21 protein-coding genes and 1 tRNA gene are annotated in these 25,757 nt (G+C 61.5%); 11 read left to right on the top strand and 11 right to left on the bottom strand.

Annotated features, from left to right (window positions below; genetic code table 11):
* Positions 1–33 precede the first annotated feature (33 nt).
* Both KF712_10035 and KF712_10030 read right to left on the bottom strand, forming a co-directional pair.
* The gene (locus KF712_10035; GenBank protein ID MBX3741318.1) at positions 34–396 is read right to left on the bottom strand and encodes a hypothetical protein; all 363 of its coding nucleotides are present in this window, start codon (positions 394–396) and stop codon (positions 34–36) included.
* A 188-nt stretch (positions 397–584) separates the two neighbouring features.
* Positions 585–863 carry a hypothetical protein gene (locus tag KF712_10030; protein MBX3741317.1) on the bottom strand — a complete coding sequence of 93 codons (279 nt, stop codon included), beginning with the start codon at positions 861–863 and terminating at the stop codon, positions 585–587.
* A gap of 245 nt (positions 864–1,108) precedes the next feature.
* Between KF712_10030 and KF712_10025 the strand changes: the two genes are divergently transcribed.
* The 9 genes from KF712_10025 (at position 1,109) to KF712_09985 (ending at position 10,794) form a co-directional block, all read left to right on the top strand.
* Positions 1,109–1,912, top strand: a complete 804-nt coding sequence (locus tag KF712_10025; GenBank protein MBX3741316.1) for a hypothetical protein — start codon at positions 1,109–1,111, stop codon at positions 1,910–1,912.
* A gap of 79 nt (positions 1,913–1,991) precedes the next feature.
* The gene (locus tag KF712_10020; protein MBX3741315.1) at positions 1,992–2,399 is read left to right on the top strand and encodes a putative toxin-antitoxin system toxin component, PIN family; all 408 of its coding nucleotides are present in this window, start codon (positions 1,992–1,994) and stop codon (positions 2,397–2,399) included.
* Positions 2,400–2,404: 5 nt separating this feature from the next.
* Positions 2,405–2,647 carry a toxin-antitoxin system HicB family antitoxin gene (locus KF712_10015; GenBank protein MBX3741314.1) on the top strand — a complete coding sequence of 81 codons (243 nt, stop codon included), beginning with the start codon at positions 2,405–2,407 and terminating at the stop codon, positions 2,645–2,647.
* Between the two features lie 599 nt (positions 2,648–3,246).
* Positions 3,247–4,203 carry a histone deacetylase gene (locus KF712_10010; GenBank protein MBX3741313.1) on the top strand — a complete coding sequence of 319 codons (957 nt, stop codon included), beginning with the start codon at positions 3,247–3,249 and terminating at the stop codon, positions 4,201–4,203.
* 257 nt (positions 4,204–4,460) lie between these two features.
* Positions 4,461–5,744 (top strand): hypothetical protein, encoded by a 1,284-nt coding sequence (locus KF712_10005; GenBank protein MBX3741312.1) that lies wholly within the window; start codon positions 4,461–4,463, stop codon positions 5,742–5,744.
* A 15-nt stretch (positions 5,745–5,759) separates the two neighbouring features.
* Positions 5,760–7,088 (top strand): hypothetical protein, encoded by a 1,329-nt coding sequence (locus tag KF712_10000; protein ID MBX3741311.1) that lies wholly within the window; start codon positions 5,760–5,762, stop codon positions 7,086–7,088.
* A gap of 140 nt (positions 7,089–7,228) precedes the next feature.
* Entirely contained in the window at positions 7,229–8,374 is a 1,146-nt protein-coding gene (locus KF712_09995; protein ID MBX3741310.1) for a hypothetical protein, read from the top strand.
* The gene (locus tag KF712_09990) at positions 8,371–9,672 is read left to right on the top strand and encodes a hypothetical protein (GenBank protein ID MBX3741309.1); all 1,302 of its coding nucleotides are present in this window, start codon (positions 8,371–8,373) and stop codon (positions 9,670–9,672) included. Before KF712_09995 ends, KF712_09990 begins: the two co-directional genes overlap by 4 nt.
* A gap of 144 nt (positions 9,673–9,816) precedes the next feature.
* A complete protein-coding gene (locus KF712_09985) occupies positions 9,817–10,794 on the top strand; it encodes a 6-phosphofructokinase (GenBank protein MBX3741308.1) in 978 nt (325 codons plus the stop codon).
* 155 nt (positions 10,795–10,949) lie between these two features.
* On the opposite strand, the gene KF712_09980 is transcribed toward KF712_09985, so the two are convergent.
* The 5 genes from KF712_09980 to KF712_09960 form a co-directional block, all read right to left on the bottom strand.
* A complete protein-coding gene (locus KF712_09980; GenBank protein MBX3741307.1) occupies positions 10,950–11,789 on the bottom strand; it encodes an alpha/beta hydrolase in 840 nt (279 codons plus the stop codon).
* A 41-nt stretch (positions 11,790–11,830) separates the two neighbouring features.
* Entirely contained in the window at positions 11,831–12,877 is a 1,047-nt protein-coding gene (locus tag KF712_09975; GenBank protein MBX3741306.1) for a hypothetical protein, read from the bottom strand.
* Between the two features lie 32 nt (positions 12,878–12,909).
* Positions 12,910–14,388, bottom strand: coding sequence for a hypothetical protein (locus KF712_09970; GenBank protein ID MBX3741305.1), 1,479 nt, complete (start codon positions 14,386–14,388; stop codon positions 12,910–12,912).
* Positions 14,389–14,471: 83 nt separating this feature from the next.
* Positions 14,472–14,996, bottom strand: a complete 525-nt coding sequence (locus KF712_09965) for a DUF2062 domain-containing protein (protein ID MBX3741304.1) — start codon at positions 14,994–14,996, stop codon at positions 14,472–14,474.
* A gap of 80 nt (positions 14,997–15,076) precedes the next feature.
* Complete coding sequence (locus KF712_09960; protein MBX3741303.1) at positions 15,077–16,720, bottom strand: peptide chain release factor 3; 1,644 nt, start codon at positions 16,718–16,720, stop codon at positions 15,077–15,079.
* Between the two features lie 220 nt (positions 16,721–16,940).
* Between KF712_09960 and bioA the strand changes: the two genes are divergently transcribed.
* A complete protein-coding gene (bioA, locus tag KF712_09955; GenBank protein ID MBX3741302.1) occupies positions 16,941–18,233 on the top strand; it encodes an adenosylmethionine--8-amino-7-oxononanoate transaminase in 1,293 nt (430 codons plus the stop codon).
* Between the two features lie 49 nt (positions 18,234–18,282).
* A tRNA-Cys gene (locus KF712_09950) sits at positions 18,283–18,357 on the top strand.
* 894 nt (positions 18,358–19,251) lie between these two features.
* Here the strand turns inward: KF712_09950 and KF712_09945 are convergent.
* From KF712_09945 to KF712_09930, 4 genes are all read right to left on the bottom strand, one after another.
* Entirely contained in the window at positions 19,252–23,580 is a 4,329-nt protein-coding gene (locus KF712_09945; GenBank protein MBX3741301.1) for an alpha/beta fold hydrolase, read from the bottom strand.
* Between the two features lie 88 nt (positions 23,581–23,668).
* A complete protein-coding gene (locus KF712_09940; protein MBX3741300.1) occupies positions 23,669–23,839 on the bottom strand; it encodes a hypothetical protein in 171 nt (56 codons plus the stop codon).
* A 73-nt stretch (positions 23,840–23,912) separates the two neighbouring features.
* Entirely contained in the window at positions 23,913–24,518 is a 606-nt protein-coding gene (locus tag KF712_09935) for a response regulator transcription factor (protein MBX3741299.1), read from the bottom strand.
* Complete coding sequence (locus KF712_09930) at positions 24,518–25,336, bottom strand: sensor histidine kinase (protein ID MBX3741298.1); 819 nt, start codon at positions 25,334–25,336, stop codon at positions 24,518–24,520. The genes KF712_09935 and KF712_09930 overlap by 1 nt, the downstream gene beginning before the upstream one ends.
* Positions 25,337–25,757 lie beyond the last annotated feature (421 nt).

The following is a 25,757-nucleotide window of genomic DNA, read 5'->3' as shown; positions in this document are numbered from 1 at the left end:
TAAATCCCGCGGTCCCAGTCCGGCAGGGCGGCATCACAGGCGCTTCGCGTTCCGGCCTTCGTCGATGAGTTTCCAGAAGTGCTTCGATTTCGCCAGCTCCTCGTCTTCGCCGAGTGGCATCTTCGAGCGGAACAGGAAATCGGAGAACGTCCCCTTGTGCAGAACACGGTGGACGATCACGGAGCCTTCCTTCACGGAGAAATAGATGCGGTAGTCCTTCGCCCGGAAACGGTAGAGGATCTTTCCGTCGCGGTCGATCTTGCCGAAGCGCTCACCATTCAGGGTCTCCAGGTCTTTTTGGGAAACCTTGAACTCCTCCAGCAGTTCGAGCTGCTCGAGCGTGCCCAAAGCGGAGATCTCCGCCGCGCTGATTTCATTGAAGACGATCTGAAACACGGACGGAGCGTCCGGAATCCCGGGATGGGAATCAAGTACGGAGCGAGAAATCAACGGGGGGGGGAACATCAAGTTTGCGACGAACAGGTTCAGGAGAGCGGCCCCCACTCAAGGGCTGCACGAGGGGGAGTGCGCAGCGGTGCCATTGTCTGACACCCATGATCCACTGAAGCAGGCAGCGGCCATTCTCAATATTTACGGGCAAGATCAACCGATTCCCTGACAACCTTTTCCAGCGCTTCGACCGAGCTGAACCTATCTGGCCACGCAGTGATTTGGATCGAACCGGGAAACTCGTTGAAAACATCCAACTGTTCCTTCGTTTGAGGGCAGTTCTTATAAGTGGCAACACCCATAATCTCGCCGGCAGATGAGATGGATACAATCGACCATTGAGGCTGAAATCTTCTCAACGCCTCCCTCACGTGCAGGTTATTGATCACATTAAATGCTTCTTCTGCTTTCATTACCGATCGACCGCCAGCTCGTATTAAAACCACCAAACACAAAATTCGATCCTTACCAGAGGAAGCGGATACCATTGCGACTCCTTTCCCGCAATACTGCGTAAAATACCGGCAGAAAGCAGCACTAACGACAAGACTACCATTCCATCGAACCTCCGCCAGCGCAAACCTCCACGGAAACCCGTAGCCGGATTGCCGCCATTGCATCCGACCGGCGGCTTCCCCAACCTTCCGGGATGAAGGAAATGCAGCCGCCCCTCCCACCGTTCCACGTGGTCACCACCGCGGCGCTCCTGCTGGGATGGGGGACGTTCACGTTTGTGGGCATGGTGGCCGGGGCGCTGGCCGGACATTCGTCATGGGATCTCGGTTTCCTGATCGCCTTCATCGGCTGGGGGCTGCTCAGCCGCAGGCGGGGCCACTGGATCGCCGGCATCGTCATTTCCGTGATGCTGCTGCTTCCCGGATTGCTCCATGCCGGCCTCTACGCGGGGGGCAAGATCCCGTGGACCCATCCCGGCTCATTGCGGGACATGATCTCAGGCGGCCTCCTCTCGGTGGCGGCGATCTACGCGCTTGTCGTGCTGCTACGGAGGACGCAGCGGGAGTGGTTCAGTTGCAAAATGGTCCCAGCGGGGGAAAAGCGCGTGGATAAGGACGTCACCTCTCGCATCGCGGCAGCGGTCCTGGTCGTTTCGTTCTTCTTCTCCACCCTCCACCAGACTTTGGAATGGTGGAGTATGGAGAGCCTGCGCGGCAGCTATCCGGTGAAGGTCAGCCTGATCCCCTACGATGCGGAAACGGGAGAGAATCTGAACGCGGTCCGCCTGAAGGATTCTTCGAACTCCCCGGCCAGCAGGAATGTCGAGCTGCCCCTTTTCCGGGCAGGAACCACCGCGACCACCGACGGCATGATCGTGGATCTAGAAGGGATCGCCAACAACCCGTTCCGCCTCACCATCGGGAGCGAGGGCTATGAAGATGCTTCCGTGCTGATCGGGAAGGACCCGCCGGATGAGATCCGTGTGCCGATGAAGCGCGGTAAATGAGGCGGCTATCGCCGAATGATCGATCGTCACTGAAAATACCTCTTGCGCCGACTATGGTATCACGGATAATACCTAATTGGTGTATGCGATCCTCGATACATGCGTTCTGGTTTCCGCTCTCCGCTCCAGCGACGGAGCGAGTCACCGTGTTTTGCGCGCGGTCCTCGCGGGCCAGATCCGCTTGGCATTGTCCGTTGCCCTTGCCGTCGAATATGAAGAGGTCTGCTTGCGTCCCGGGCTCGTCCCTTCTCTCGCTCCAACTCAGATCATCAAGGTGGTTGATGGCTTGTGCAGGCTCTCCCAGCACCAGAAAATTTTCTACACTTGGCGTCCGTTTCTCACCGATCCTGATGATGACCTCGTCCTTGAGCTGGCGCTGGCTGCGGGCGCTCCATTCATCATCACCCAGAACACCAAAGATTTCCGAGGATCCGAAACACTTGGCATCCGCATCATCACTCCTTCGCAAGCCCTAACCATGATTTGACGACTATGGCTACCATGTCCATCCGGGTTCCCGAATCCCTCCACCGTGCCATCAAGGAATTGGCGGCGAAGGACGGGTATTCGATGAATCAGTTCCTCATCACCGCCGCCGCTGAGAAGCTCTCGGCATTGGATACCGTGGATTATCTGAGGCAGCGCGCCGAGCGAGCGGATCTGAAAGAGTTCGAACGCATTCTCGACCTCGTCCCCTCATGCCCTCCTGATCCAGGAGATGAACTGTCTGAATAACCTATCGACAGTCCAACAAGCGGACGTTTGTCCGGGTCACACCGCCCCACATGTTATTCCGCATCCAGTGTAGCAACTGTGGAAGATTCCTCACTGGCTGCCTGGAACCAGTGCCTGTGGACTTTGATCCTGATTGGCCTGACTGCAAAAACATGATTCCGCGGGGGCATTACTGGATTGCGCATGACATTCAACCTGAGCGATTGAACGGCCACTGCCTTATCAACTTGGACGACAGATTCGGACTAGGTTACCATCCCGAAGCGCGACGTCATAGCGGGTGCTGCGGCAGGGATGGGTGTGATGGTCCTAATCAGGTTTGCGAATGCGGAGCAGAGGTTGCAACAGAGGTTTCCGATTGCTGGACAAGCTATTTTGCCCATTTCGAAACCGACGCGGTAGCGTTAATTTCTGTTACTGACTCCGCTACAATCCTTCCAGAAACACCACAGGACAAACAGGCGGATGCAGAAAAACGGCTTTCTCCGACGCCTGATCCCTGACGTTCTTCTCCCAAAGACGGAACAAGAGCCCGACGACGACCGGCGACTGAATGGCGCGGGAAATGAGGCAACTGCGGCGAGCCCTCATTCCGCGCAATGCCTCTGGACTCCCGGCGGAACATCCGTGAGGCTCATGCCATGCGCTGCTTCTACTCACAGGATTTCGAACTCGCCCTGCCGGCGGGCCATCCGTTCCCGATGGAGAAGTTCCGGGTGTCGAAGGACATGCTGCTGGAGGGCGGCATCCTGAAGCCGGAGGAGATCATCGACGTGCGCCCGGCGGACGTGCATCTGCTCCAGCGGGTGCATGAGCGGGACTACATCGGCAAGATCCAGTCCGGCGCGCTGGACCGGAAGGAGCAGATCCTGCTGGGCCTGCCGGTGGACGGGAAACTTTTCGCGCGCAGCGCGACGGAGGTGGAGGCGACCCGCCGGGCCTGCCACGCGGCGCTGGAGGAAGGCGTGGGCGTCTGCCTGGCCGGGGGCACCCACCATGCCTTCAGCGAGCACGGCGAAGGCTACTGCGTCTTCAACGACATCGCCGTCGCCATCCGCGACCTTCAGGAAAAGCAGCCCGCCATCAAGATCATGGTGGTGGACACGGACGCCCACCAGGGGAACGGGACGGCGGCCATCCTGGGAAATGATCCGCGCGTCTTCACCTACTCCATCCACGTCGGGAAGAACTACCCGACGAAGAAGATCACCGGCTCCCTGGATGTGGAGACCATCCGCTATGTGGAGGGGGAGATGTACTTGCAGCAGCTTTTCGGCACGCTGGCGAAGGCGCTGGATGACTTCGCTCCGGACCTGGTGATCTGGATTTCCGGGGCTGACAACCACCGCAACGACCGCTTCGGACAGATGCACCTTTCCCTGAAGGACATCCAGCGGCGGGACGAGGTGCTGCTTTCCGCTTTCATCAAGAACCGCATCCCGGTGGCCATCCTCTACGGAGGCGGCTACAACCGGCAGCCGGAATTCACGGCAAAGCTGCACCGCAACACCATCGCCACGGCGAAGAGGCTGGCGGCACAGTACCGCGGGCTTTGATACCTTTCCGGCGGGTTATTTTGGAACGAAACGCGGAGGCGGGGAGGTCGCGGAGAGAGGCGCGGAGGGGCTGCAATCCGTTGTGATCCGTGTGCTTGATTGGAGAGGATGACAACTGATTGCACTGATTCACTGATTTCAAAAAACTTCTCCGCACTCCTCTCCGCGACCTCCCCGCCTCCGCGTTTCGTTTTACCCCCGGCGTTTCGTTTTTTCCTCTCCCTTCCGCGATCGATGTGGTTAAAGGATAGGAACCCATGAAACCCGGGACCACTCTCCCACCCCTCGTCGTCGCCATCGGCGGAGCCATCTGGCTCGGTTCGCAGACGGCGACCATTTCCAGGATCGAGACGGAAAACAAGGATCTCGGCAGCCGCATTTCCGCGCAGCGGTCCCGTCCGGGCGGCGAGGGCATCGACCGCCCGGCGACAACACCTGAGCGTTCCCGGGCCACCGTGAAGAAAGAGGGACCAAAGGAGGAACCGTTCGATTGGAAAGAACTGGCCGGGCAGATGGGCCAGATGCAGCGGGGGGGCGGCATGGGGGACATGAAATCAATGATCCGGCTCCAGCAGCGGCTGCAGAAGATGACCGCGGAGGAACTGGCGGATGCGCTGGATGAGATCGCCGCCCTGGACCTGACGGTGCAGGAGCGGATGATGCTGGAGCAGATGCTGGCCGGGCCTCTGGCCCAGAAGGAGCCGGAGCTGGCGCTCAACCGCTTCCTCGACCGGCTGAATGACAGGAATGGCATCTGGGGCTGGCAGCTTTCCTCCGCATTGAAGCAATGGGCGGAGAAAGATCCGGCGGCGGCGACCGCCTGGTTCGACGGACAGATCGCGGAGGGCAAGTTCGACAGCAAGGCGCTGAACGGAAAAAGCCAGGCACGCACGCAGTTCGAAGGGGCGCTGCTGTCCCTCCTCATCAGCTCGGATCCGGATGAAGCATCCCGCAGGCTTGGGAAGTTACCCGAAGAACAACGCGGTGAGATCCTCAAGCATCATGAACTCTCCAACCTGAAGGAAGAGGATCACTCCGCCTTCGCCAAGCTCGTCCGCGAGCAGGCATCTGAAAAGGAGAAACCGGACGCGCTCGGCCAGCCGGCGGCGAAGCTCGCCTCGGAGAAAGGCTACGCGGAGGTCGCTGCCTACATGGAGCGCATCCAGGCCACGGAGGCGGAGCGTGCCGCCATCGTCACCAGGGCGGCACAGGGACGCCTGTCCACCTTGAACCACTCCGCGCCCGTCACCTCCGTACAGATCGATGAGATGCGGACATGGGCCGCCGCGCAGGCCCCGGGATCTGAGGACAAAGCGACGGGCAAGGCACTGTCCGACATGGCCGGATTCGACGACCGGAAGCAGTTCACCAATGCAGCGAAGCTCGCCGGGCAATACCACGAATCGACCGGCAACGACGAGATCCTCACCACCTTCCTCGATGGATGGGCCGCGCGTTCCAACAAGGAGGCGTCACGAGAACTCGCCGGAAAAATCCGTGACGAGAAGAAACGGGCCGAAGTGCTCAAGAAATTCCAATAACCCGCCGCCCCTGAGATGAAACACACCCTCATCATCACCGCCGGTCTCGCCGTCGCCATCGGCCTCGTCGGCTGGCGCAACCAGAGCCGCATTTCCACCATCCGGACAGAGCGGCAGGCACTGTACTCCGAGGCGGAAAGACTGGGCATCACCACCGGAGCGGAGAGTCCGGAAGCGGAGACAACCGCGGCCCACCGCCGGCGTCCGGACCGGGAAGCCGCTGCCAAGGCCACCGCGGCCGAAGTCATAGCCTTCGCCAAAGAAATGGAAGCCATGCAGAAGCAGGGCGGAAATCCGAATGCGGACATGGCCGGCTTCCAGGAGCGGGTGCTGGCCCTGATGGACCGGATGACTTCGCTGGACTCCGCCCAGCTCAAGGCGCTGATCGCGGAGTTCCGCAACGCTCCGGGACTGAGCGATGAGATCCGCCAGGGACTGATCGGCTTTTCCGTGATGACCCTGTCAAAGGAACATCCCCGCACGGCACTCGAGCTTTTCACCGAATCGACGGATCTGTTTCCCGACAACCGCATGAGCAAGCACATGGTTTCCAGCGCACTGGGGGAATGGGCGAAAAAAGATCCTGACGCCGCCCTGGAGTGGATGCGAGCGAACAAGGAAAAGCATGCCGACCTCATCACCGGGCAGACGAAACAGCACCTCATCTCCGGCGTCGCACAGACCGACCCGAAGCGGGCGTTCCAACTGCTGGCGGAGCTTTCGGACGGTTCTTCCCCGGAAATGAACAATCCGCTGAACGCCATCATGCAGGCCGCCCGGACGCCTGCGCAGCGGACCGCGACTCTGGAGGCTTTCCGCGAATATGCGGCCGGCCTGCCCGCCGGGGACGGCAGAACCCATGCCACACAACAGGCGATCAGCCAGCTCGCGTCACAGATGGCGGGGGAAGGCTTCGAGAGTTCCACCGCGTGGATCACCTCCGCCAAGCTCTCTCCGGAAGAGATGGAGGCTTTCTCCGATGGCGTCACCTACAACTCGAAACCGGAGGACAAGGCGAAGTGGATCGGCTGGGTCACCGAAACCATGCCGCCGGAGAAATCCGCATCACAGGTGAAACAGATCGTCAGCCAATGGACACGCGACGACTACAAGGCCGCCGGTGAGTGGCTGGTCGCCGAGCCGGATGGTCCGTCGAAGAACACCGCCATCCAGGCCTACGCGGAGACCGTCGCGCCCTATGAGCCGGAAACCGCCGCCCAATGGGCGCTCACCCTGCCGGCGGGTAAGGAACGGGACAACACCCTGAAAAGGATCCACCGCGAACTGAAGGGCAAGGACGCCGATGCGGCGGCGGCTTTCGCGGAGAAGCATGGGATCAAATGAAACCCATCCATTTCATCCCTCCTGCCTTGGCTTTTGCCGTGGTCGGCCTTTGGCTCAGCCGGAGTTGGGGTGAACTTCAGACCGCCAGCGAACGGCTCCAAATCCATCAGCAAGCAAGCGGCGATGGTGGTAACCCATTGATGGCGGATGGAAGTGAAAAGGGTCGCCGCCCCCCGCGTGAAATTCCGGCATCCCGGCAGAAGATCGGCTGGCAACGCCTTTCCGAAATCCACGGCCAACCGAGCAAGGGAATCTTCGCCAAGCTGGAGCTTCACCGTGCGGAACTCCTGCTGCGGGAGATGTCCCCGGAGAAATTGCTCGCCGCACTGGCGGAGATCGCCGCACTGGATGTGGATGTGCGCGAGCGTTGGGCCATGAACGAGCAAGTGCTCACCGCCCTTGCCGCCAAGGATCCGGTGGCCCTGCTGGATCACCTCACAAGCCCGGGCGGTGCGGAGATTCAGAGTGGCCGTTTCGTATTCAATGTTTTTTCGAAATGGGCGGGCACGGATCCCGGCACAGCCACCGCATGGCTCGATGGAAAGATCGCAGCGGGAGACTTCACGTCGAAGGCATTGTCCGGTGAGAATTACCAACGGACGATCATGGAGGCGGCGATGTTGAAGGTTCTCATCGGCACCGATGCCACGGCGGCCACCGCCCGCATCGCCGCCTTGCCGGAAGCGCAGCGCGCGAGGATTATCACGGAATTCAACATCGGCTCAGGGGGCCTCGGCAAGCAGGGCTTTCCCGATCCCGCACTGACCAACTACGGAGCACTCGTACGGGCGACGCTGTCCGCTGACAACCAGACCCCCGCCATTTCCGCGCCCATCAGATCCCTCGCCGCCCATCCGGGATATGGAAACATCGACGGATACCTGGATGAGGTCGCGGCCACCCCGAGGGAACGGCTCGCGGGAGTGGCGGCCACCGCAACCACCAAGTTCCGCTACCTGGTGGAGGGCAACCGGTTGAACGTGGAGGAGCTGGACAAATTCCGCGCATGGGCCGTCACGCAATCACCGGAAAGAGCGGACGCGGCGATGGGATCCGCGCTGGCCGATCTGGGTAACAATGGATCGAGCGCCGGAGCAAAAGCCTATGAACTGGCCGTCCATTATCATGGAGAGACCGGCAATGATCAGATCCTGGTCAGTTTCATGATGTGGGGGAACTCCTACGGCAGGGAGAAAATGCTTTCACTGGCCGAGCGGATCAAGGATCCCGAACTCCGCGGCAAGTCCATCGAGCAGATCAAAAAGAACCCCTTCATGGGCCCATGAAAACCGCATTGATCCTGACTTTCATCATCCTGGCCGGGGGAGCAGCCGCGGATCGGTTCATCCGTGGCAAGACCGGGGAAGCCAACGAGGCTCTACGGAAGGCCGCGGCTGCATCCATCCCATCCGGAAAGACAGTTGAATCCCGCGGGGACACAGGACGTCCACGGTCCGCCGGAGCCAGCGACACCAGATCCCTCCTCGGCGGACTGCTGGCATTCGCGAAGGGACTGGATACGTCTTCCGACAAGGATGACCTCGCGACGCTGGATGCCCGGCGGGATGCGATGCTCGACTGGCAGAGACGCCTGACCGGCCTGGAACCGGGGCAGATGAAGGATCTCATCGCCGGGATCCTCAGCGCTCCGGAGTTGGGGGAGGAATCACGCCAAAGCCTGCTCAGCCTGTTGTTGGAATCGCTCACAGAGAGGCATCCGTTGGAGGTGCTCAAGATCATTTCGGCCGACCCCACTCTCATCGGGGATCCCGGATGGAAGATGAGAATCACCTCGGACGCGATGGTCCGGGGAGCCGGGGAAGCCCCCGAGGAAGTGATACGGTGGTATGAAGAACATGGAGCGTCATTCTCCGACCGGGAAAAGGACATCATCACAGACCGGGTGTTGCGCGCGCTGGGACAGACCGACCCTGAACTGGCTTTCCGGATGATCAAAGGGCTGGGAGTTCCGAATATCGAACATGCAACAGGAGCGATCGCCTCCAGTGCGAGGACGCTGGAACAGGCATCGGAATCGCTGGCCGCTTTCCGCGACCATTTGCCCAGGTTCGGCAATGCGGAGGTGCAGGACAACCTCCGCTTCGGGGTGAACAGGACTCTGATCACGAACTCCTTCAGCCATGGCTATGACGAAGCGGTGGACTGGATCGGCAAGGCAGGGTTTTCCCAGAAGGAACTGGCCGACTACATTTTCCGGGTAAGGCGGCATGTCCGGCAGGACGAAGCGCCGCGCTGGCTGGGCTGGATCGATGAAAACATCAGCGACCGCGCCATCGTTTCCCAGGTGATTCCGGAGCTGGTGGGAGACTGGACACAGACCGACTACATGGCGGCCGGTGGTTGGCTGGAAAGCCAACCTGACTCCGACGTGAAGACGTCCGCCGTGCGAAGCCATGCACTCACACTGGCCCGCCACCAGCCGGAAGCGGCGGCACAGTGGGCTGCCACGATGCCCGAAGGCGACGCCCGCTCCACGACCATGAAAATGGTTCTGGATCGATGGCGCACCACCGATGCGGCGGCAGCGGATGCCTTCGCCAGCCAGCATGGTGTCCGTCCGTAGCTCCGGAGGTCCGCGCCAGCGGTTGGAAAAACACGCGTTATTTGCACTCCTCCCCGGGAGGGCTGGCGTTTCCACTTCTCCGCGAAAAGTCCGGATTTCGCGCAGACCCGGCACCCAACCTGCTTAAATGCCTGCCACGATCCCATGAGCACCCTGAACAAGCCCGGCCTCGCCATCATGACCTCCGGAGGCGATTCCGCCGGCATGAATCCCGCGATCAAATGTGCGGTGGAATACGCGTCGCAGCGCGGCTACGAGCCTTTCCTCATCTATGACGGACTCAACGGCTTGATCGAAAACAAGATCTTCCCCGCCACGCGGGAGCGCGTCTCCGGGATACTCCACCGGGGCGGCACGGTCCTCCGTTCTTCCCGCTCGAAGGAATTCTTCGACATCAGCTTCCGCCAGAAAGCGTTCGAGAACCTGAAGGCGCGCGGGATCGAGAAGTTGATCGTCATCGGTGGCGACGGATCTTTCCGTGCGCTGAACCAATTTTACGCCGACTTCGGCGTGCCGTTCGCTGGCATCCCCGCCACCATCGACAACGACATCGCCGGGACGGACTACTGCCTGGGTGTGGATACCGCGCTCAACATCATCCGCCAGTCCATCGACTCCATCCGGGATACGGCTTCGTCCTTCCGGCGGGCGTTCGTGATCGAGGTGATGGGACGCCACTGCGGCTACCTGGCCTTGGTCAGCGCCCTGTCCTGCGGGGCGGAGGTCTGCTTGGTGCCTGAGATCCCCTACGATCTGGACCAGATCGGGGCGCGGCTGAAGCATGAGATCGGGCAGGGGCGGGAATACGTCGTCGCCGTCGTCGCGGAGGGAGTGAAGATGTCCGAGTATCTGACGCGCTACATCAACGACTCCATCGGCATGGAGGCACGCCTCACCGTGCTGGGCCACGTGCAGCGTGGTGGCTCACCGACGGTTCATGACCGGGTGATGGCCTACAAGTTCGCCGTCGCCGCGGTGGATGCCCTCGACCGCGGGGAGACGAATGCCATCATGGTCTATCGCGACGGAACCTACGGCCACCTGCCGATCGATGCCGTGGCGAACCAGAAGTACAAGCTGGACCAGACGTTGCTGAAGCTGGCGGCCCCGCTGGCGTGTTAGCCATAGCGGCAGACGTGGCTGCTGCGTCCCGCAGCAGGCCGTGGCATCGGCGTCCCGCCGATGTTGCGTAGCCAAGGTGAACTCCGGAAAGAATTGCGGCGGGACGCCACAATCACGGCCTGCGGCGGGACGCCGCAGCTACGGTTTCCACAGTATCACCGCTTCAACACCCCATCAAGGAAGCCGATGGCCTCATCCACCTCCCGGCTTGAAAAAAGGAAGGCGGAGATGTGGCCCAGGCGGGGGATTTCCCTCACCTCATGGTGTGCCCCGGCTTTCCGGTACGTTTCCGTCATCAGCAGCGGATGCTCCGGCCTGACGAGGCGGTCCTTGGCGCCATAGTAGAGGAAGATCGGCGGGCTGGCCTTCGTCACGTAGTTCGTCGGAGAGGCTTCGTAGAAACGCTCCGGCACTTCGTAAAGACGTCCTCCCATATATTTCGGAACCAGATCCCCCTCCGCATAGAAGATCATGTCGGATGGAGCGCCACCGGCGACGATGGCCTTCACCCGATCTTTCCCGGGAGATTCGGTGAGCGCCGCGAGCGAAGCAAGATACCCCCCTGCCGAGTAGCCGAACACGGCGATCCGCTGCGGGTCGATGCCATGGGCCGCTCCGGCATCGCTCCTCATCCAGCGGAGTGCTTCCCGCACGTCTTCCAGCGGGACCGGGTGCTGGTACTTCGGCACGGTGCGGTAGGTGGAGTTCACCACCACGTAGCCGCGTCGCGCCAGCCTGCCAGCGATGCCCGCCATCTGCCAGCGCCCACCGCTGTCCGCAAGGCCACCACCATGGAGGAGAAGGACCGCCGGATGAGGCCCCTCACCTTCCGGGAGATCGACATGGGCCATCATCGGCTTCGGCCAGTCCGGCCGGGAAAAGACGACATTGCGGACGGTCTTCACCTCCGGCGCGGGAATCATGGTGCATGCCCCGGTGAGCAGCAACGCCGCCGCCACCATCCCCCGTGAGATGCTTTCCAGAATTCCCTTCACGGGTTCCAGCCTACCTCGCGCCGACGCGGTGGCCATCCGCATTATTTCGCCGGGCGCAAACCGGGGATGCGCGACATCCCCTCACGGAATTTCCCGGGATGCTCCGCCTCGATCACCTTCAGACGGCTTCCGACCCAATCCGCCGGGACCAGGTCGCCCCCATGTCTGAGGGCCATCTGATAGGAAACCACCGCGAGATCATATTGTCCCGCCTGCTCCTGGTTACGCGCGGCAAGGAGGCTCTGCACGCCACCCTCATCAAGTGACGATGGCTCTCCCGAAGCCTTGAAAAAAGCCCTCACCCTCCTGCACTCCACGACAACCGGGATGTCGCCCCGCTCCCTCGCCTCCGTCTCGATGCGGGTGATGAAATCCCTCGTCTGTTCCCCTTCGAGCGCCTTCGTCCCACTGGGTGCACCGACGTAGTCCGGCAGCCCGATCAATACCATCTGCGAGCGCAGCTCGATGATCTTGGCCAAGGAATTCCTCGACGCCACATCCCGCAGGTCGATCTTGAAGCGCAGTGAGAAAGGCAGCCCGCTCTTGTAGTCGCGGTAGCTCTGCTCGATCTCCGCCAACATGACGATGAGACCGCTGATCTGTCGGCCGATGGGGTAGCCCTCCAGCCAGATACTCTGCAATTTGGTGATGGCATCCCCGACCTGATCGAGCGACCCGATTTCCGAGACGATACGGTCAGTCTCATCCGCTCCCGCAATCCCATCCATGAGTCCGAGGATCCTGGAGCGGGGAAGGATCATGTCGATGCGGCCCATCGACTTCATGTCATTGAGAAGCCTCAATGCCTCCGCCGGACGGTCAGCCTTCACGGCAGACAGATAGTCCTGCCAGCGCGTCACCAGATCCCGCATGACGAGGACTTTCAGTTTCATCTCCCGTTCTTCGGGGGAATCCACTCCACCACCGCCCGTATTCACCGCAGACAACCGTGAAATGAGAGCGTCCAGTTGTGCCGGATCCTCCGCACCTGCCACCGTCTCCGGAGCCTCCGCCAGCAGCACGTCGAGGGCAGGCGGGGGAGCGGCGACCGCACTCCCCGCCGCCATCACGGATAGGATCAGGGACACGCCTGCCCAACTTCCCAGGAATGCGCGCGCGATCATTGCTTTTCCGCAGGTTCCTTGGTTTCCACTGGCTTCGATCCGGAATCGCCCGCGGCGGGAATCACCAATGTGGGCCCTGTCTTGCGGCTCTGGTCTTCCCTCCCGGGAACACGGCGGTCGAATGCGGAGAATGAGGAACCGGATGACGGCGAAAGGAAGCGCTCCACCCCGCTTTCATAGGCCTCCGGATGGGCGTTCCTGATGGCCGCCAGCTTCTCTCCGATGAGAGTGGCGGGCACAAGGTCACTTCCGCTCTTCAGCGCCTGCTGGTAGGAAATGACGGCGAGTTCCCACTGCTCGGCGGCTTCCTGATTCTGTCCTGCTGTCCACGCGGTGAGGCCTTCCGTGTCCTGGGATCTGAAGGATTCCCCGCGGCTGAGCAGCCGCTTCGCCTGCTTGATGCGGAATCCCTCTTCCGCATCGCCGCGTGCCCTCGCCTCCTCCGCGATGCGGTCAAGGAAAGCGAGCACGCTTTCGCCGGGGAGGATCTGTGGTTCCCGCGATGGGTTCACATAGCGCGGGAGCGCCAGCTTGATCAGCTCCCCCCTCAGTTCCAACACTTTGGAGGTGAGATCCTGCGGCAGACGGGAAAAGGTGGACTGATCGAGTTCCAGCGAAATGGAGAGGCCCGATTTGAATTCACGGTAGGATTTGTCCAGGGAAGCCAGCGGCGGGATGTATTCGTGGACACGCTCCCGCTGGCCGTCATTGTCGCCGGTCATTCCCTGCAGGGTGGCAATGGCCGGGCGGATGTCCTCCAGCATGCGGATGCCATCGAGGATCCTGCCCAACTGCCCCGGCGAGGCCGATATGGCGTTGAGGAGTTCCAGCAGTTCCGACCGTGGAATGTAGGTGCCTCCACCATGCCCGACCTGTTTCAGTTCCTGGAGCGCCTGCCTGGCCTGGCTTCTGTTCCCCGACTTCATGCCCGCGAGGTAGTCCTGCCAGCGTTCGACGAAATGTTTCGCAGGTTCGAGGGCCGCATAAAGACGCTGGAGTTCTTCGGATTTCTGCGGATAGCCACCGTACTGTCTCGATCTCATGGTCGCCAGTTCGGTGATCAATCCGTCCAGCTCCGACGGTTCCTTCGCAGTCCTGATGGCTTTGGAGATCCTCTCCTGCATTGCCGTCAGTTTGGCCAGTTCCTCCTTCTCTCCAGCCTTCCGCTCATTTGCCAACTCGGTCTTCAGGGCGGCGATGGCGTCGGTCACCTTCCTCGAGGTGAAGTAACCGGTGTAGGCCCCCAAACTTTGTTCAAGCTGTGTGGGATCAAGCGTGGCCATCTGCTCGACCTGCGCAACAATCGCCCCGCTTCTGGCGCGCTGCTCATTTGACAGATCTTTCCGTGAGTCCACCTCCTCACGGATGGCGGAAACGACCTCCTCCAGAGCTGCGGTCGCCTCCGGCGTGAGGGCGGCCACCGGTCCGGACGCCGCCAGCCACACCAAGGCAGCGGGCAAAAATTTGGGAATCATCCTGCCACCCTAACGAAGACTCCGCAGCCGAACAGCAATCTTTGGCGTTTCATGGGAATTTCACATACCGGTTTCTCATCCGCTCAAGGCGCTGTCCGGCCCGGCTTTTCCTTCAGCCCTACCCGCCGCAGGATGGGGGTGACAGCGAACTTCACCGCCACGAGGACGAAAGGCGCGACCAACACCCAGGCGCTGGCAGCGCGGAGGATGATCCAGCCGAACTCCTGCCAGAAGGCCCACGGGTCCGCCGCAAACCGGGTGCGCAGGAACCCGAACGAAAGACGCAGCGCTTCCTTTCCATACAGCCACTGCCCGAGGTGGATGAACGGGATGATCAGGGCGACATGCAGCGGATAGACGAGGCTCTTGAAGGAATGCAGCACGGGTTGGTTCAGCTTGAACCACCACCCGGCCAGCAGGCAGAGCCAGGCGCGGGTGCCGAGGACGGGAAAAACGCCGAGAGTGACGCCCGCGCCGATGGTCCAGCCGAGCTTGTCGGGAGAGATGCCCTGCTTGAGCTGGCCGACCACGGGATCCACCACCCAGCGCCTCCACCAGCCCGGTTTTCGGGCGGCATCTCCGGAGTCCGCTTGGTCCTTTCCTTCCACCGGCGGAATGATGCATCAGTTCCGCCCGATGACAACGGATGATGCGGCTGCCGCCGCAGCGGATTATCGACCACTTTGCCTCAAACGGCGGCCAATGGCGGGAACGGCTGCTCCGAGATGATCCAGTCCTCGTTCTTGTCGGCGAAGGTCTTGAACGCCCACTCGCTGGGGAGCAAGGCGACGAGCCAGCCGTTGGAATCCCGGGCCAGTGTGGTGCCGAGCGACAGCGACGGCCGTGCTTCCGGGGCGAGCGGGTCGCCTTCCTTCGGCTTCAGCCAGCGGGCGATGGACCAGTCCGCCTGTTCCAGCCGGGTTTCGGCGGCGTATTCGCCCTCCAGGCGGTGTTGGAGCACCTCGAACTGCAGCGGACCCACGGCACCCAGCAGCGGGATCTGGGAGCCGGTCTGCTCCAGCAGGGTGAACTCGCTGGCGACGCCTTCCTTGAGAAGCTGGGCCAAGCCATCCCGGAAACGTTTGTACTTCGCGGTGCTCTTGTTGTGCAGCCAGGAGAAGCACTCCGGGGCGAAACGCGGGATCTCGTCAAAGACGACCTGTTTGCTTTCCGCAAGCGTGTCACCGATGAGCAGGTCATGGTTGCCCACCAGGCCGACGACGTCCCCGGCGAAAGCGTCGTCCACCGTCTCCCGGTCGCGGGCGAAGAGGCGCTGGGAGTTGGAAAGGCGCATCTTTTCCCCGCTGCGGGTGTTGAGCACATTCATGTCGCGCTCGAACTTTCCGGAGACGATGCGGATGAAGGCCACACGGTCGCGGTGCTTCGGGTTCATGTTCGCCTGGATCTTGAAGACGAAGGCGGAGAACTTTTCCGAGGCGGGGTTGATCGGGCCGTTCTCGGTTTCCTTCACCAGCGGCGGCGGGGAAAGCTCCAGGAAGCGGTCGAGCAGGAGCTGGACACCGAAGTTGTTGGCGGCGGAACCGAAGAAGACGGGCGTGAGTTCCCCGGCCAGCACGGCGGAGATGTCGAAATCCGCACCGGCGCCTTCCAGCAGCTCCAGCTCGTCGCAGACCTGTTGGTAGGTCTTCTCGTCCATGGCGTTCTTCACGCTCTCGTCCTCGATGCCCTTCACGCTCACCGGAGCGCGGTAGGCACCGTGGACGGTCCGCTCGAACAGGTGGACCTGCTTGTGCTCGCGGTCATAGACGCCCTTGAAACGGGGACCGTCACCCAGCGGCCAGTTCAGGGGATAGGCGGCGATCCCCAGCACGCTCTCCAGCTCGTCCAGCAGGTCGAGCGATGGCCGGGCCGGGCGGTCCAGCTTGTTCATGAAGGTGAAGATCGGCACGCCACGGCGGCGGCAGACCTCGAACAGCTTGCGCGTCTGGCTTTCGATGCCCTTGCCGGCATCCACCACCATCACGGCGGCATCCACCGCAGTGAGCACCCGGTAGGTGTCCTCCGAGAAGTCCTTGTGACCGGGTGTGTCCAGGATGTTCACCACGCAGTCCTTGTACTCGAACTGGAGGACGGTGGAGGAAACGGAGATGCCCCGCTGCTTTTCCAGTTCCATCCAGTCGGAGGTGGTGGCGCGCTGGTTTTTCCGCGCCGTGACGGAGCCAGCCAGATTGAGGGCGCCGCCGTAGAGGAGGAACTTTTCCGTGAGCGTGGTCTTGCCCGCGTCCGGGTGCGAGATGATCGCAAAGGAACGGCGGCGTTTCACCTCCCGCTCGAGCGGGGGAGAAGGAGTGGCGTAGGCGGAGATGGACATCGGCGGAAAAGCGGCCCGCACGCATACCCCCCCCGCCGCGCCCCGTCAACGCCGGGGCAAGGAACGAAAAACCGCGAATGGACGCCAATGAACGCGAATTTCAAGAAATGGATCGGGATTACTCCACCTGATTCGCGTTCATTGGCATCCATTCGCGGTTGGAAAACCCCTTCACAGGACCGAACTTCCCAATTCCCATTCTTCCCTCTTCACTCCCCTCATGCGCGACGACACCGCCCGCTGGCTCCATCTCGACAAGACGCACTGCTGGCACCCGTTCACCCGGCAGGCCGAGTGGTGCGCGCCGGAGAGCGAGCCGGTGGTCATCACCCACGGGGAGGGCGTGTGGCTCCATGATTCCGAAGGCAGGCGCTACATCGACGGGAATTCGTCGATCTGGACGAACATCCACGGCCACAACCACCCGACGCTGAATGCCGCCATTTCCACTCAACTTGGGAAAATTTCACACTCTTCGTTCCTCGGTTTCACCCATCCGCTGGCGGCGGAACTGGCGGAAAAGCTGGCCGGGCTTTTTCCCGCCGGTTCGCTGGAGCGGGTCTTTTTCTCCGACGACGGATCGACCGCCATCGAGTGCGCCTTGAAGATGTCCCTCCAGTCGCACCGCCAGTCCGGCGCGCCGGAGCGGACGCATTTCATCGCCTTCCACGATGCCTATCACGGGGACACCTTGGGGGCCTCCTCGCTCGGTGGGGTGGCACGGTTCCAGACGCGGACCCATGGCTTTCCCGCCGTCCATCTTTCATCAGTGAACGACCTCGCGTCGGTGGACGCCGGGAACATCGCGGCGGTGATCATCGAGCCGCTGATCCAGGGCGTGAACGAGATGCGCCCATGGCCGCCGGGCATGCTCCGCACGCTGCGGGAATGGTGCTCCGCCAATGGCGTGCATCTCATCCTGGATGAGGTGATGACCGGCTTCGGCCGCACGGGCCGCATGTTCGCCTGCCAGCATGAGGAAGTCATTCCGGATTTCCTCTGCCTCGCCAAGGGCCTGACGGGCGGCTACCTGCCGCTGGCCGCCACCCTCACCACGGAAGAAATCCACTCCACTTTCCTGGGTGACGCGGAAAAGGCGTTCTACTATGGCCACAGTTACACCGCGAATCCGCTTGGCTGCGCCGCCGCGCTGGCATCGCTGGAACTGTTCGCACGGGAGAACACTCTGGAGAACCTGCAACCGAAGATCCGGCACCTGGCGGAACGGCTCGCGGAAATGAAGTCCCGGCACCCGGTCATCCACGACGTCCGGCAATGCGGATTTGTCGCGGGAATCGAGCTGCGCCAGCCGGACGGCCAACGCTTCCCCCGGGCGTCCAGAATCGGCGAAGCGGTCTGCCGGGAAGCAGCGAAACACGGTCTGCTCACCCGCCCGATCCTCGACACTATCGTCCTCATGCCCCCCCTCAGCATCACCCAGGAGGGCCTGAATATCGCCATCTCCGCCCTTGACGCCGCGATTTCATCCCTCTGGGGTAAATCCGGGCATTGACAACCCCCGCCCCGGGGCGTAATCACTCGGCCCCGCGTTACACAGCGATGGCGGAGTAGCCAAGTGGTAAGGCAATGGTTTGCAAAACCGTCATTCGAGGGTTCGATTCCCTCCTCCGCCTCCATCGCTGATTTTTAGTGCGTTAGATGCACATCGTTTCCAGCAGCACCAACATGGCCTTCGGTGCGACGAAGTTCATTAAAGCATGCGCGGGAATCCCGGCATTGACGCCACGGGAACCGTCCCCAGCAAAGACACAATCGGGAGTCCCATCGAGGAATCGCCGCATCGCCTACCATTGCAGCCGAACACCACTCCGACCGGCCTGAAATCTGCAACTGACTCAGCAGAGTCCGAGGGGGCACCTGGTGACGTTGGAGCCTGCATCCATCAGACCAAAAATAACCAACTCTTCGAACAGATCCGGTGCCCTTCATCGCAACCTTCGGATAATTTCACTCCTCACACCGCGATCGAAGATCCCGGACCGTGGGATGATTACGAGCCAGATGAGGACGGCTGGTTGTCAGCCTGGTCCTTGCTGGAGCTGGCACGCAAATGTCGCCGTTCCAGCCCCAATTACTAGCCTACTAGTAACTACTCTTCCAGGGCCACCTCATTTCGGAATGGTCAGGATGTTTGTCGGCTTGTTTCAGAAAATCCGAACCGCGAGTGAACACCAATGGACGCGAATTCACCCTGAACCAGGGCTGGGGGCCATGCTCTCCATTCGGAAAATCGCCGCTCCACTTCGAAATTCGGCATCGATCCACCTTCCATTCGCGTCCATTCGCGGTTGGATTTCCGGAATGGGGCTGCCCTCATCCGTCACCACGATCGCGTTGCCTACTCCATCAACCCAAGTCCGGATGAGCGGTGCGACGAAAGCGCTTTCCGGTGCGATACCGCTGACAATCTCCGTTTCGGGCACGGTCGGCTGGAGCTCGGAAACCTTCCGGGTCTTCGCATCATACGCGCCCAGCCGGAACGGCGCAGCCGTCCCGCTATGCAAGACTCGTCACCGCCTCACCCGACTCGCGATCAGCCGGTAGAACTTCCGCGGCGCATCCGATCCAAGCGGGATGGAAGCGACGGAACTCCCCCCATCACGAATGGCTTTCAGATCCGAACGCGTCCACGACGTGCTGGTGAGGTCGGTGCTTTCCTGGAGGAAATACCCATCGGCGACCGGCCAGCGGAGCTTGAGCGAACCGGGCTGGTCCTTTGAGATGGCCAGCGGTGGCTGGATGGCGGTATCGATGACGCCGGAGAGATTTCCCGCGGTGTCTTCCGCGAAGACGCGGACGCTGGCCGCCGTGCCCGCGGGGAATGAGAGCGGACCGGTGAAGGTCTGCAACGCGCCTCCGTCGATGCTGTAGCGGAGGACGATGCCGCCGGCGTCATCGCTGCCGGAAAGCTGGAGCGTGATGTTCTCCCCGGAGCGGGAGAGCTGCAGGGTGACCTCCGGTGGCGTCAGGTCGATGCCCGGGCCGCTGTCCGTGCGGACGGGGGCGACGCGCTCGCCGGGGGCGAAGGCATCGTCCCCATTCTGATCGACATCCAGTGCGGGCGAAAGTGATGCGGGAACCGCCAGCCTCCATGCGCCGCCGTCCGGATTGGCGCGGTAACGCCAGAACGCGATGGGGGTCCCTGTGGCATCCGTTTCGATGATCTCGATATCGACGGTGCCATCAGTGGCATCGTCGGACAGGACCAGGTCCTTTCCGCTGTCGGTCTCGATGGTGACCCAGCGTTCCTCGCCACCGTAGGTCACATCCACTCCGGGGACCTTCGCGGCGGCGATGTCGCTGACGCGGGTGTTTGCGATCCCGTTGCCGTCGAGGATATCCACAAACCCGGAGCCGAGAATGTTGATCTTCCTGCGGCCGAGGGGAGTGGAGCCTGTCAGCCCGATCTCGATTTCAGGACGGGTGGGATCATTGCTGGTGAAAAGGAGTGACGCGTTCTGTGTGACTGTCCTACCTGCGGGCGCGGTGTAGGTGACCGTGAGTGCGGCGGATGCACCGGGAGCGAGGATGGCCGGCAGGGCGCCAGCGGAAAAGCGGGCGGCATCCTCCCCCTGCAGGGTGACGGCCAGATCTTCCAGCGGGACGTTCCCTCCGTTGGTGACCTGCAGCGTGACCTGCGCGGATCCACCGGGAGCCACACGGCCGAAGCGGATGGTGGAGTCGTCATGGTTCAGCGGGTTGCCATCGGCCTCCGTGACCTGCATCGACGGTACGGTTCGGACGTAGGTTACCTCGTCCAGCCAGACGCCTTGCTCCCCCGACGGTTCGGCATGGTTGATATGGACGAGCGCGAGGTTGTGCGAGCCTTCCGGTATCCCGAACTCAATCTTCTGCCAGTCCGCATCTCCGAAAACGGCGCCCCCCTCCATGTCCTCGTTGTTGAGCCTCACCTGGAAGACATCCCCACCGAAGCTGGAGCGGACCTTCACCCAGAGGGAGAAGATGCCGGGGCCTTCGACCGAGGTGGAGAGCACGCTTTCCTGGCTGTTGCCGATGCCAGGTGCGCTGCTGGCGGCATCCACCCCGTCATGGGTGACGGCGGTCTGTCCGGTCCATGGGAACTCGAACCCGGGGTCCCACGGCAGGGCGGTGTTGTCCAGTGCCTCCGCCAGCGTGGGAGGTGGCGTATTGCGCGGGGCGTTCTTCTTCGCTGGCGGCGTCGGCGCGGGTGCCGGTGAGGGCGCGTCGTCCAGCGTGCCGGTTTCCAGGAACCCGGCGATCATCGTCAGCACCTGTCCGTTGGCCATCAGGCCGGTGTGTTCCGCGGACGTTCCGGGCGGTTGGTCACCGGAGCCGACACCGGGCGTCGGTTCGGAAATCTCGCGCATCAGCGCGCCGGGGGGGAGGTATTGGGGCAGGCGGCGGGAACTCAGGATGGGCACCGTGCCGTCCCCTTCGCCATGGACCTTGTTGAAGCGGAGGGTCGGGTGGGGGGTGACCAGTGTGTCCAGTGCGGTGAGGATGGACCGCGTCTCCACCTCCACGCACACCGTCGTCTGGTCCACCGCCTGCTTGCCGACGATGTGGAGGAACTTCACCGATCCGTCATCCGCCGACCAGTCGCCCTGGCGTCCGTTCATGAAGGAGTGGAACTGGATGTTGCTGATGGAGGGCGTGGCGAAAGGGGCCTCATTGTCCACCATGGAGCGGAACTGGCTGGTGTCATAGCCCTCGTCCGACAGCCCGTTGTTGTTGAAGTCCACGTTCTTTTCCTGGAATAGCGGGAAACCCCAGTGCTGGTGGTAGAGCGGGGAGGGCAGCAGCTCATGGACCGCGGTCATCGTCGCGATGGCGTCCTTCATCACCCGGTTGTTGATGAAGTCCACCGGTGCCACGCCGAAGAAATTTCCCGTGATCATCCGGTGGGACACCTCCGGCGCACCGAGGATGGGGCTGCCGACGGTGACCACCTTGTCGATGTCCTCCGTGCCATACTCCAGCAGGTACCGCCGCATCACCAGCCCGCCCATGCTGTGGACCACCAGGCTGACCTTCGCCCCGCCGTGCAGTTGGCGGATGTTCTGGATGTACTGCCGCAGCGTGGCCATATGGCTGGCATTCGGCTTCCGCCAATCATAGGGGAACACAAAAAACGTCGGCTTCCGTTCGAACGAGGTAGTCGCCATGTAGTCGGAGGTCAGGCGGCTGCGCTGCCCCTCCAGCGGGAACTCCCGGTGGCCGATCTTTTTCTCCATGTAGCGGATGAACGGACCGTAGAACTGCTCGATCTTCAGCCCCGCGCCACCAACGTCATATTCCCGGACGACATCGACCGCCTCCACATCGGTGGGACCGGTGTTCAGGTTCAGCGCGGCGACATTCGTGGGGACCACCGTAGGCCAGATTTCGTTCCCTCCGCTGCGCAGCACGCTGCCTGCCACGCCGTGGATGAAGATGACCGGCTTCGGAGGTTCGGAGTTGTAGAAAAACACTTCCTTTGAGGCGCTGTGGCCTATCAACGTGTCCTTGCCGTCCACGGTGATCGAGTTGCCGATGTTGACGGTGCCGAGGTCGCGCACCGGCTTGATGTAGGCCTTCTGCGTCCAGGAGCCGCCTTCTCCTTCAAAGGCGTAGACCGCACCGCTCACGATATCGTCGTTGAGGCTGCCATCACCGTTGATGCCGTAGTCGGAGCCGGATTCATTGATCGCCCCCACCCAGATGGTCCGTCCGCCGATGGCCACCCTGTGACCGAACTGGTCCTGCGGATCCGCATTATCCGCCTGCAGGCGTTTCATCATCGACCAGTTCGATCCGCCGCCGCGATAGACGTAGACCGCTCCGGATTGGAAAACGCCTGTGGATGCGAGGGGCGCGCCGACCGCCAGCGTCCCTCCCGACAGCGCGACGGATTGGCCGAAGAATTCACGGTCGGTCACCTGTGCGTCCGGGCTCATCAGCTTCGTGGACATCTTCCACTTCGCCCCCTGTTTGTTGAAGATATACACGGCACCCGCCTCGTAGGACTTCGCGGAGATCTGGATCTTGTCCTCGATCCTGACATGGCGGTTCACGCCACTGGCGCCGATCGCGATGGTGCCTCCCTCGATGGCCAGCGCGGAGCCGAACTCATCAGCCCGGCGGTTCAGCCGTCCGGAGTCCTGGAGTTCATACACGACATCCGGAGCCTTCAGGTAGGCGGTCTGTGTCCAGGTTGTCCCGTTGCGGACGAAAACGTAGGCAGCTCCGCTGTCAGGAGCCAGATCCTCCGGATCCCATGGTTCATCCACCACCTCGCCATTGGCATCATTGCGGCCGCCGGTGTCCCTCGGGGCGCCCACCACGATGGTGTTTCCCTCGATCACCACCTGCGAACCGAAGCTGGGGGGGAAACGGGTGTTCGATGGGGCGAGGACCCCCTGCAGGTTCCAGACGGTGCCGGTCCTCACATAGACATACGCCGCACCTGACTTCCTCCTGCTTTCCTCGGCGAAAATCGTAGCGTGGGGAGCGCCGATCACCATGGTATCCCCATCGATGGCCACGCCACCGCCGAAGAGATCCTGGTGTTCCGGGATGCCGGGTTTCCTGATCCTCGCCTGTAGCTCCCAGCCACCCGGTTTCCTCACATAAACATACGCGGCCCCCGCGCCGTAAGCATCTTCATCGTCTCCTGCGGCGCCGATGATCGCCGTGTCTCCGGAGATGGCCAGGGCATAGCCGAAACCATCCTGAAGCTGCGCGCGCGGACTCTTCACCGTCTGGGTATGGGTGGTGTGGTCATCCGCCGCCGCGAGGGGCGTCAGCCCAAAGTATCCCGGCAGCAGCAAGAGCATCATCACACCGCTGGAACCCATCCTCCCCAATAAGGAAACCATGGGAGGATTCAAACAGCATGTGGGCGATCCGGACAGCCTGGATACAACCGATTTTCGGGTGCATTGTCCCATGGTGAGCCATACCGGCTCATCTCCAATCTTTGGTACAGGCACGGTCCGCCGCGGTGTAGGGGATCGCACCTTCGGTGATGAAGGAGATGCCCGGCACCGCGCTGGCCTTCGTCGCCTGCCGTTCATCGGGGGGGAAGCGGTTCTTGAAAAGGGTGGCGGCCAGAGCCACGCCCAGCGGAGGCACCATTCAGGCAGCCATGATCGCAGCCACACTCCAAGGCCGAATCAACATCCAGACTTGTACCATTTCCAGGAGTCAATCAATCCAGATGCATGATCCCGCGTTGGAGTTCCTCCATCGCAGCCTGAGTCCGATCCGAGACATTCATTTTTTTCAGTATGCTACCCACGTAGAATTTCACGATCACTTCGGCCACATTAAGATCGCTTGCGATCTCCTTATTCGAGAAACCACGGGCAATCAGTCGCAGCACCGCCAACTCTTTCCCACTGAGTGCCGCCCCTGATTTCCTCTCGCTAAACTTTTCCCATATATCGATCGGAAAATAATGATCTCCGCCATGCACTTTCCGGATCGCCGTCAAGAGTTCCCTTCTTCTCACCGACTTCGGCAAGTAACCCGATACACCCGCCTCCACGGCCCGATAGATATCCTCCTGCCCCTCGAATGCGCTCAGGATGATCACTTTCCCGGAAGAATGCTTGCCAAGGATACATTGAGTCGCCTCCACCCCGTTCATCCCGGGAAGCCTCCAGTCCATCAGCAACACATCAGGCATGCACTTTGTATAAACTTCGACAGCCTCCTCTCCGGTCCCGCACTCCGCCACGATTTGAATTCCCGGTTCAAGCGCCAGGGAACCCGCCAGACCCACACGAACGATGAAATGATCATCCACCAGCATTACCCTGATTGTTTTCGCACTCCTTTGGAATTTTTCTCCAGTGGAACCCTCACCTCGATTCGCGTCCCTTCTCCAACACGGGTGGTCACTTCAAGCTTCGCTCCGATCTGATTCGCCCTCTCCTTCATTCCCCGCAATCCAAAATGCCCCTTCAACGGTTCTTCCGGCCCCGGAAGCACGAATCCAACACCGGCGTCCTCCACGGACAAGATCACTTCACTCGCTTCAAAACTCAGTTTCACATCCACCGACGACGCTCCCGAATGCTTGACCACATTCGTCAGACATTCCGTCGCGATGCGCAGCAAGTGATTCTCCACCCGCGAATCCAGCCTCCGGGTTTCCCCGATGCAAGAAAACCGGATATCAGGACTACCCGCTCCGCGAAATTGCTCCCCGCTCCACTCCAGCGCCCCGAACAACCCTTTCTCCTGGATCGCCATCGCCCTCAGATCCCATATCGACCGCCTCGCCTCACCCCTTGTGTAATCCAGCAACGTCCTCGCGCATTCAAGCGCCTTCAACGCATGATCCGGACGGGCGGGAAGAGAATCCGACGCCGCATCCATCTGGATCGAAAGCCCCGTCAGCTCTTGCTCCAGTGTATCATGGAACTCCACTTGCCGACGGAGTATCATCACCCACCCCGCCGCCGCCGCCGCTGATAACGCGACCATCGAAAGAGCGACCCAGATCCGTCTCGGGGTCCACCACGGGGCCTCCCGGACCACCACGATGTCATTCAGATCCTGAACCAGCAGATGAAAATTCCCCGGTAAGATCCAATCCACGGCCGGCCAACTGATGTTAAGCTCCATCACACAGATTCCGGAAACAGCTAACTCGCTTCCAAGCTGAAGGTTCGGTTCATTTCCACTCTTGTCCGGCAACTCGGCGAATACCGTATATCCTTCATGATGGAGAAAAGCCGACTCCCCCCGTCGGGCAGCGTTTCGATCTTCTCAAGCCGCGCGCGTATTTCCACCCGCATCCCATCCAGCCCGCCCGATGAATCCGACAGTTGCCAACGTTTCAAAATCTGTCCCCGTGAAGTCTTCACCACTTCGGGAAGTTTGGCTTCCCCCAACTTGATCACCTCCGCACCAGTGATTTCGGCGAAGTATCTCCTCACTTCCGGATAACCCAGTACCTCGACACGGTCGCCTGGAGCAAGCTGCGCTCCATCGCGCGTCTCCACCCGGATCGCACGACCTCCATCCTGCAGGTAGAAAAACTTCC

The sequence above is a fragment of the Akkermansiaceae bacterium genome (genome assembly GCA_019634595.1).
GTDB lineage: Bacteria > Verrucomicrobiota > Verrucomicrobiia > Verrucomicrobiales > Akkermansiaceae > Luteolibacter.
This window is presented reverse-complemented; position numbering and strand designations above follow the sequence as displayed.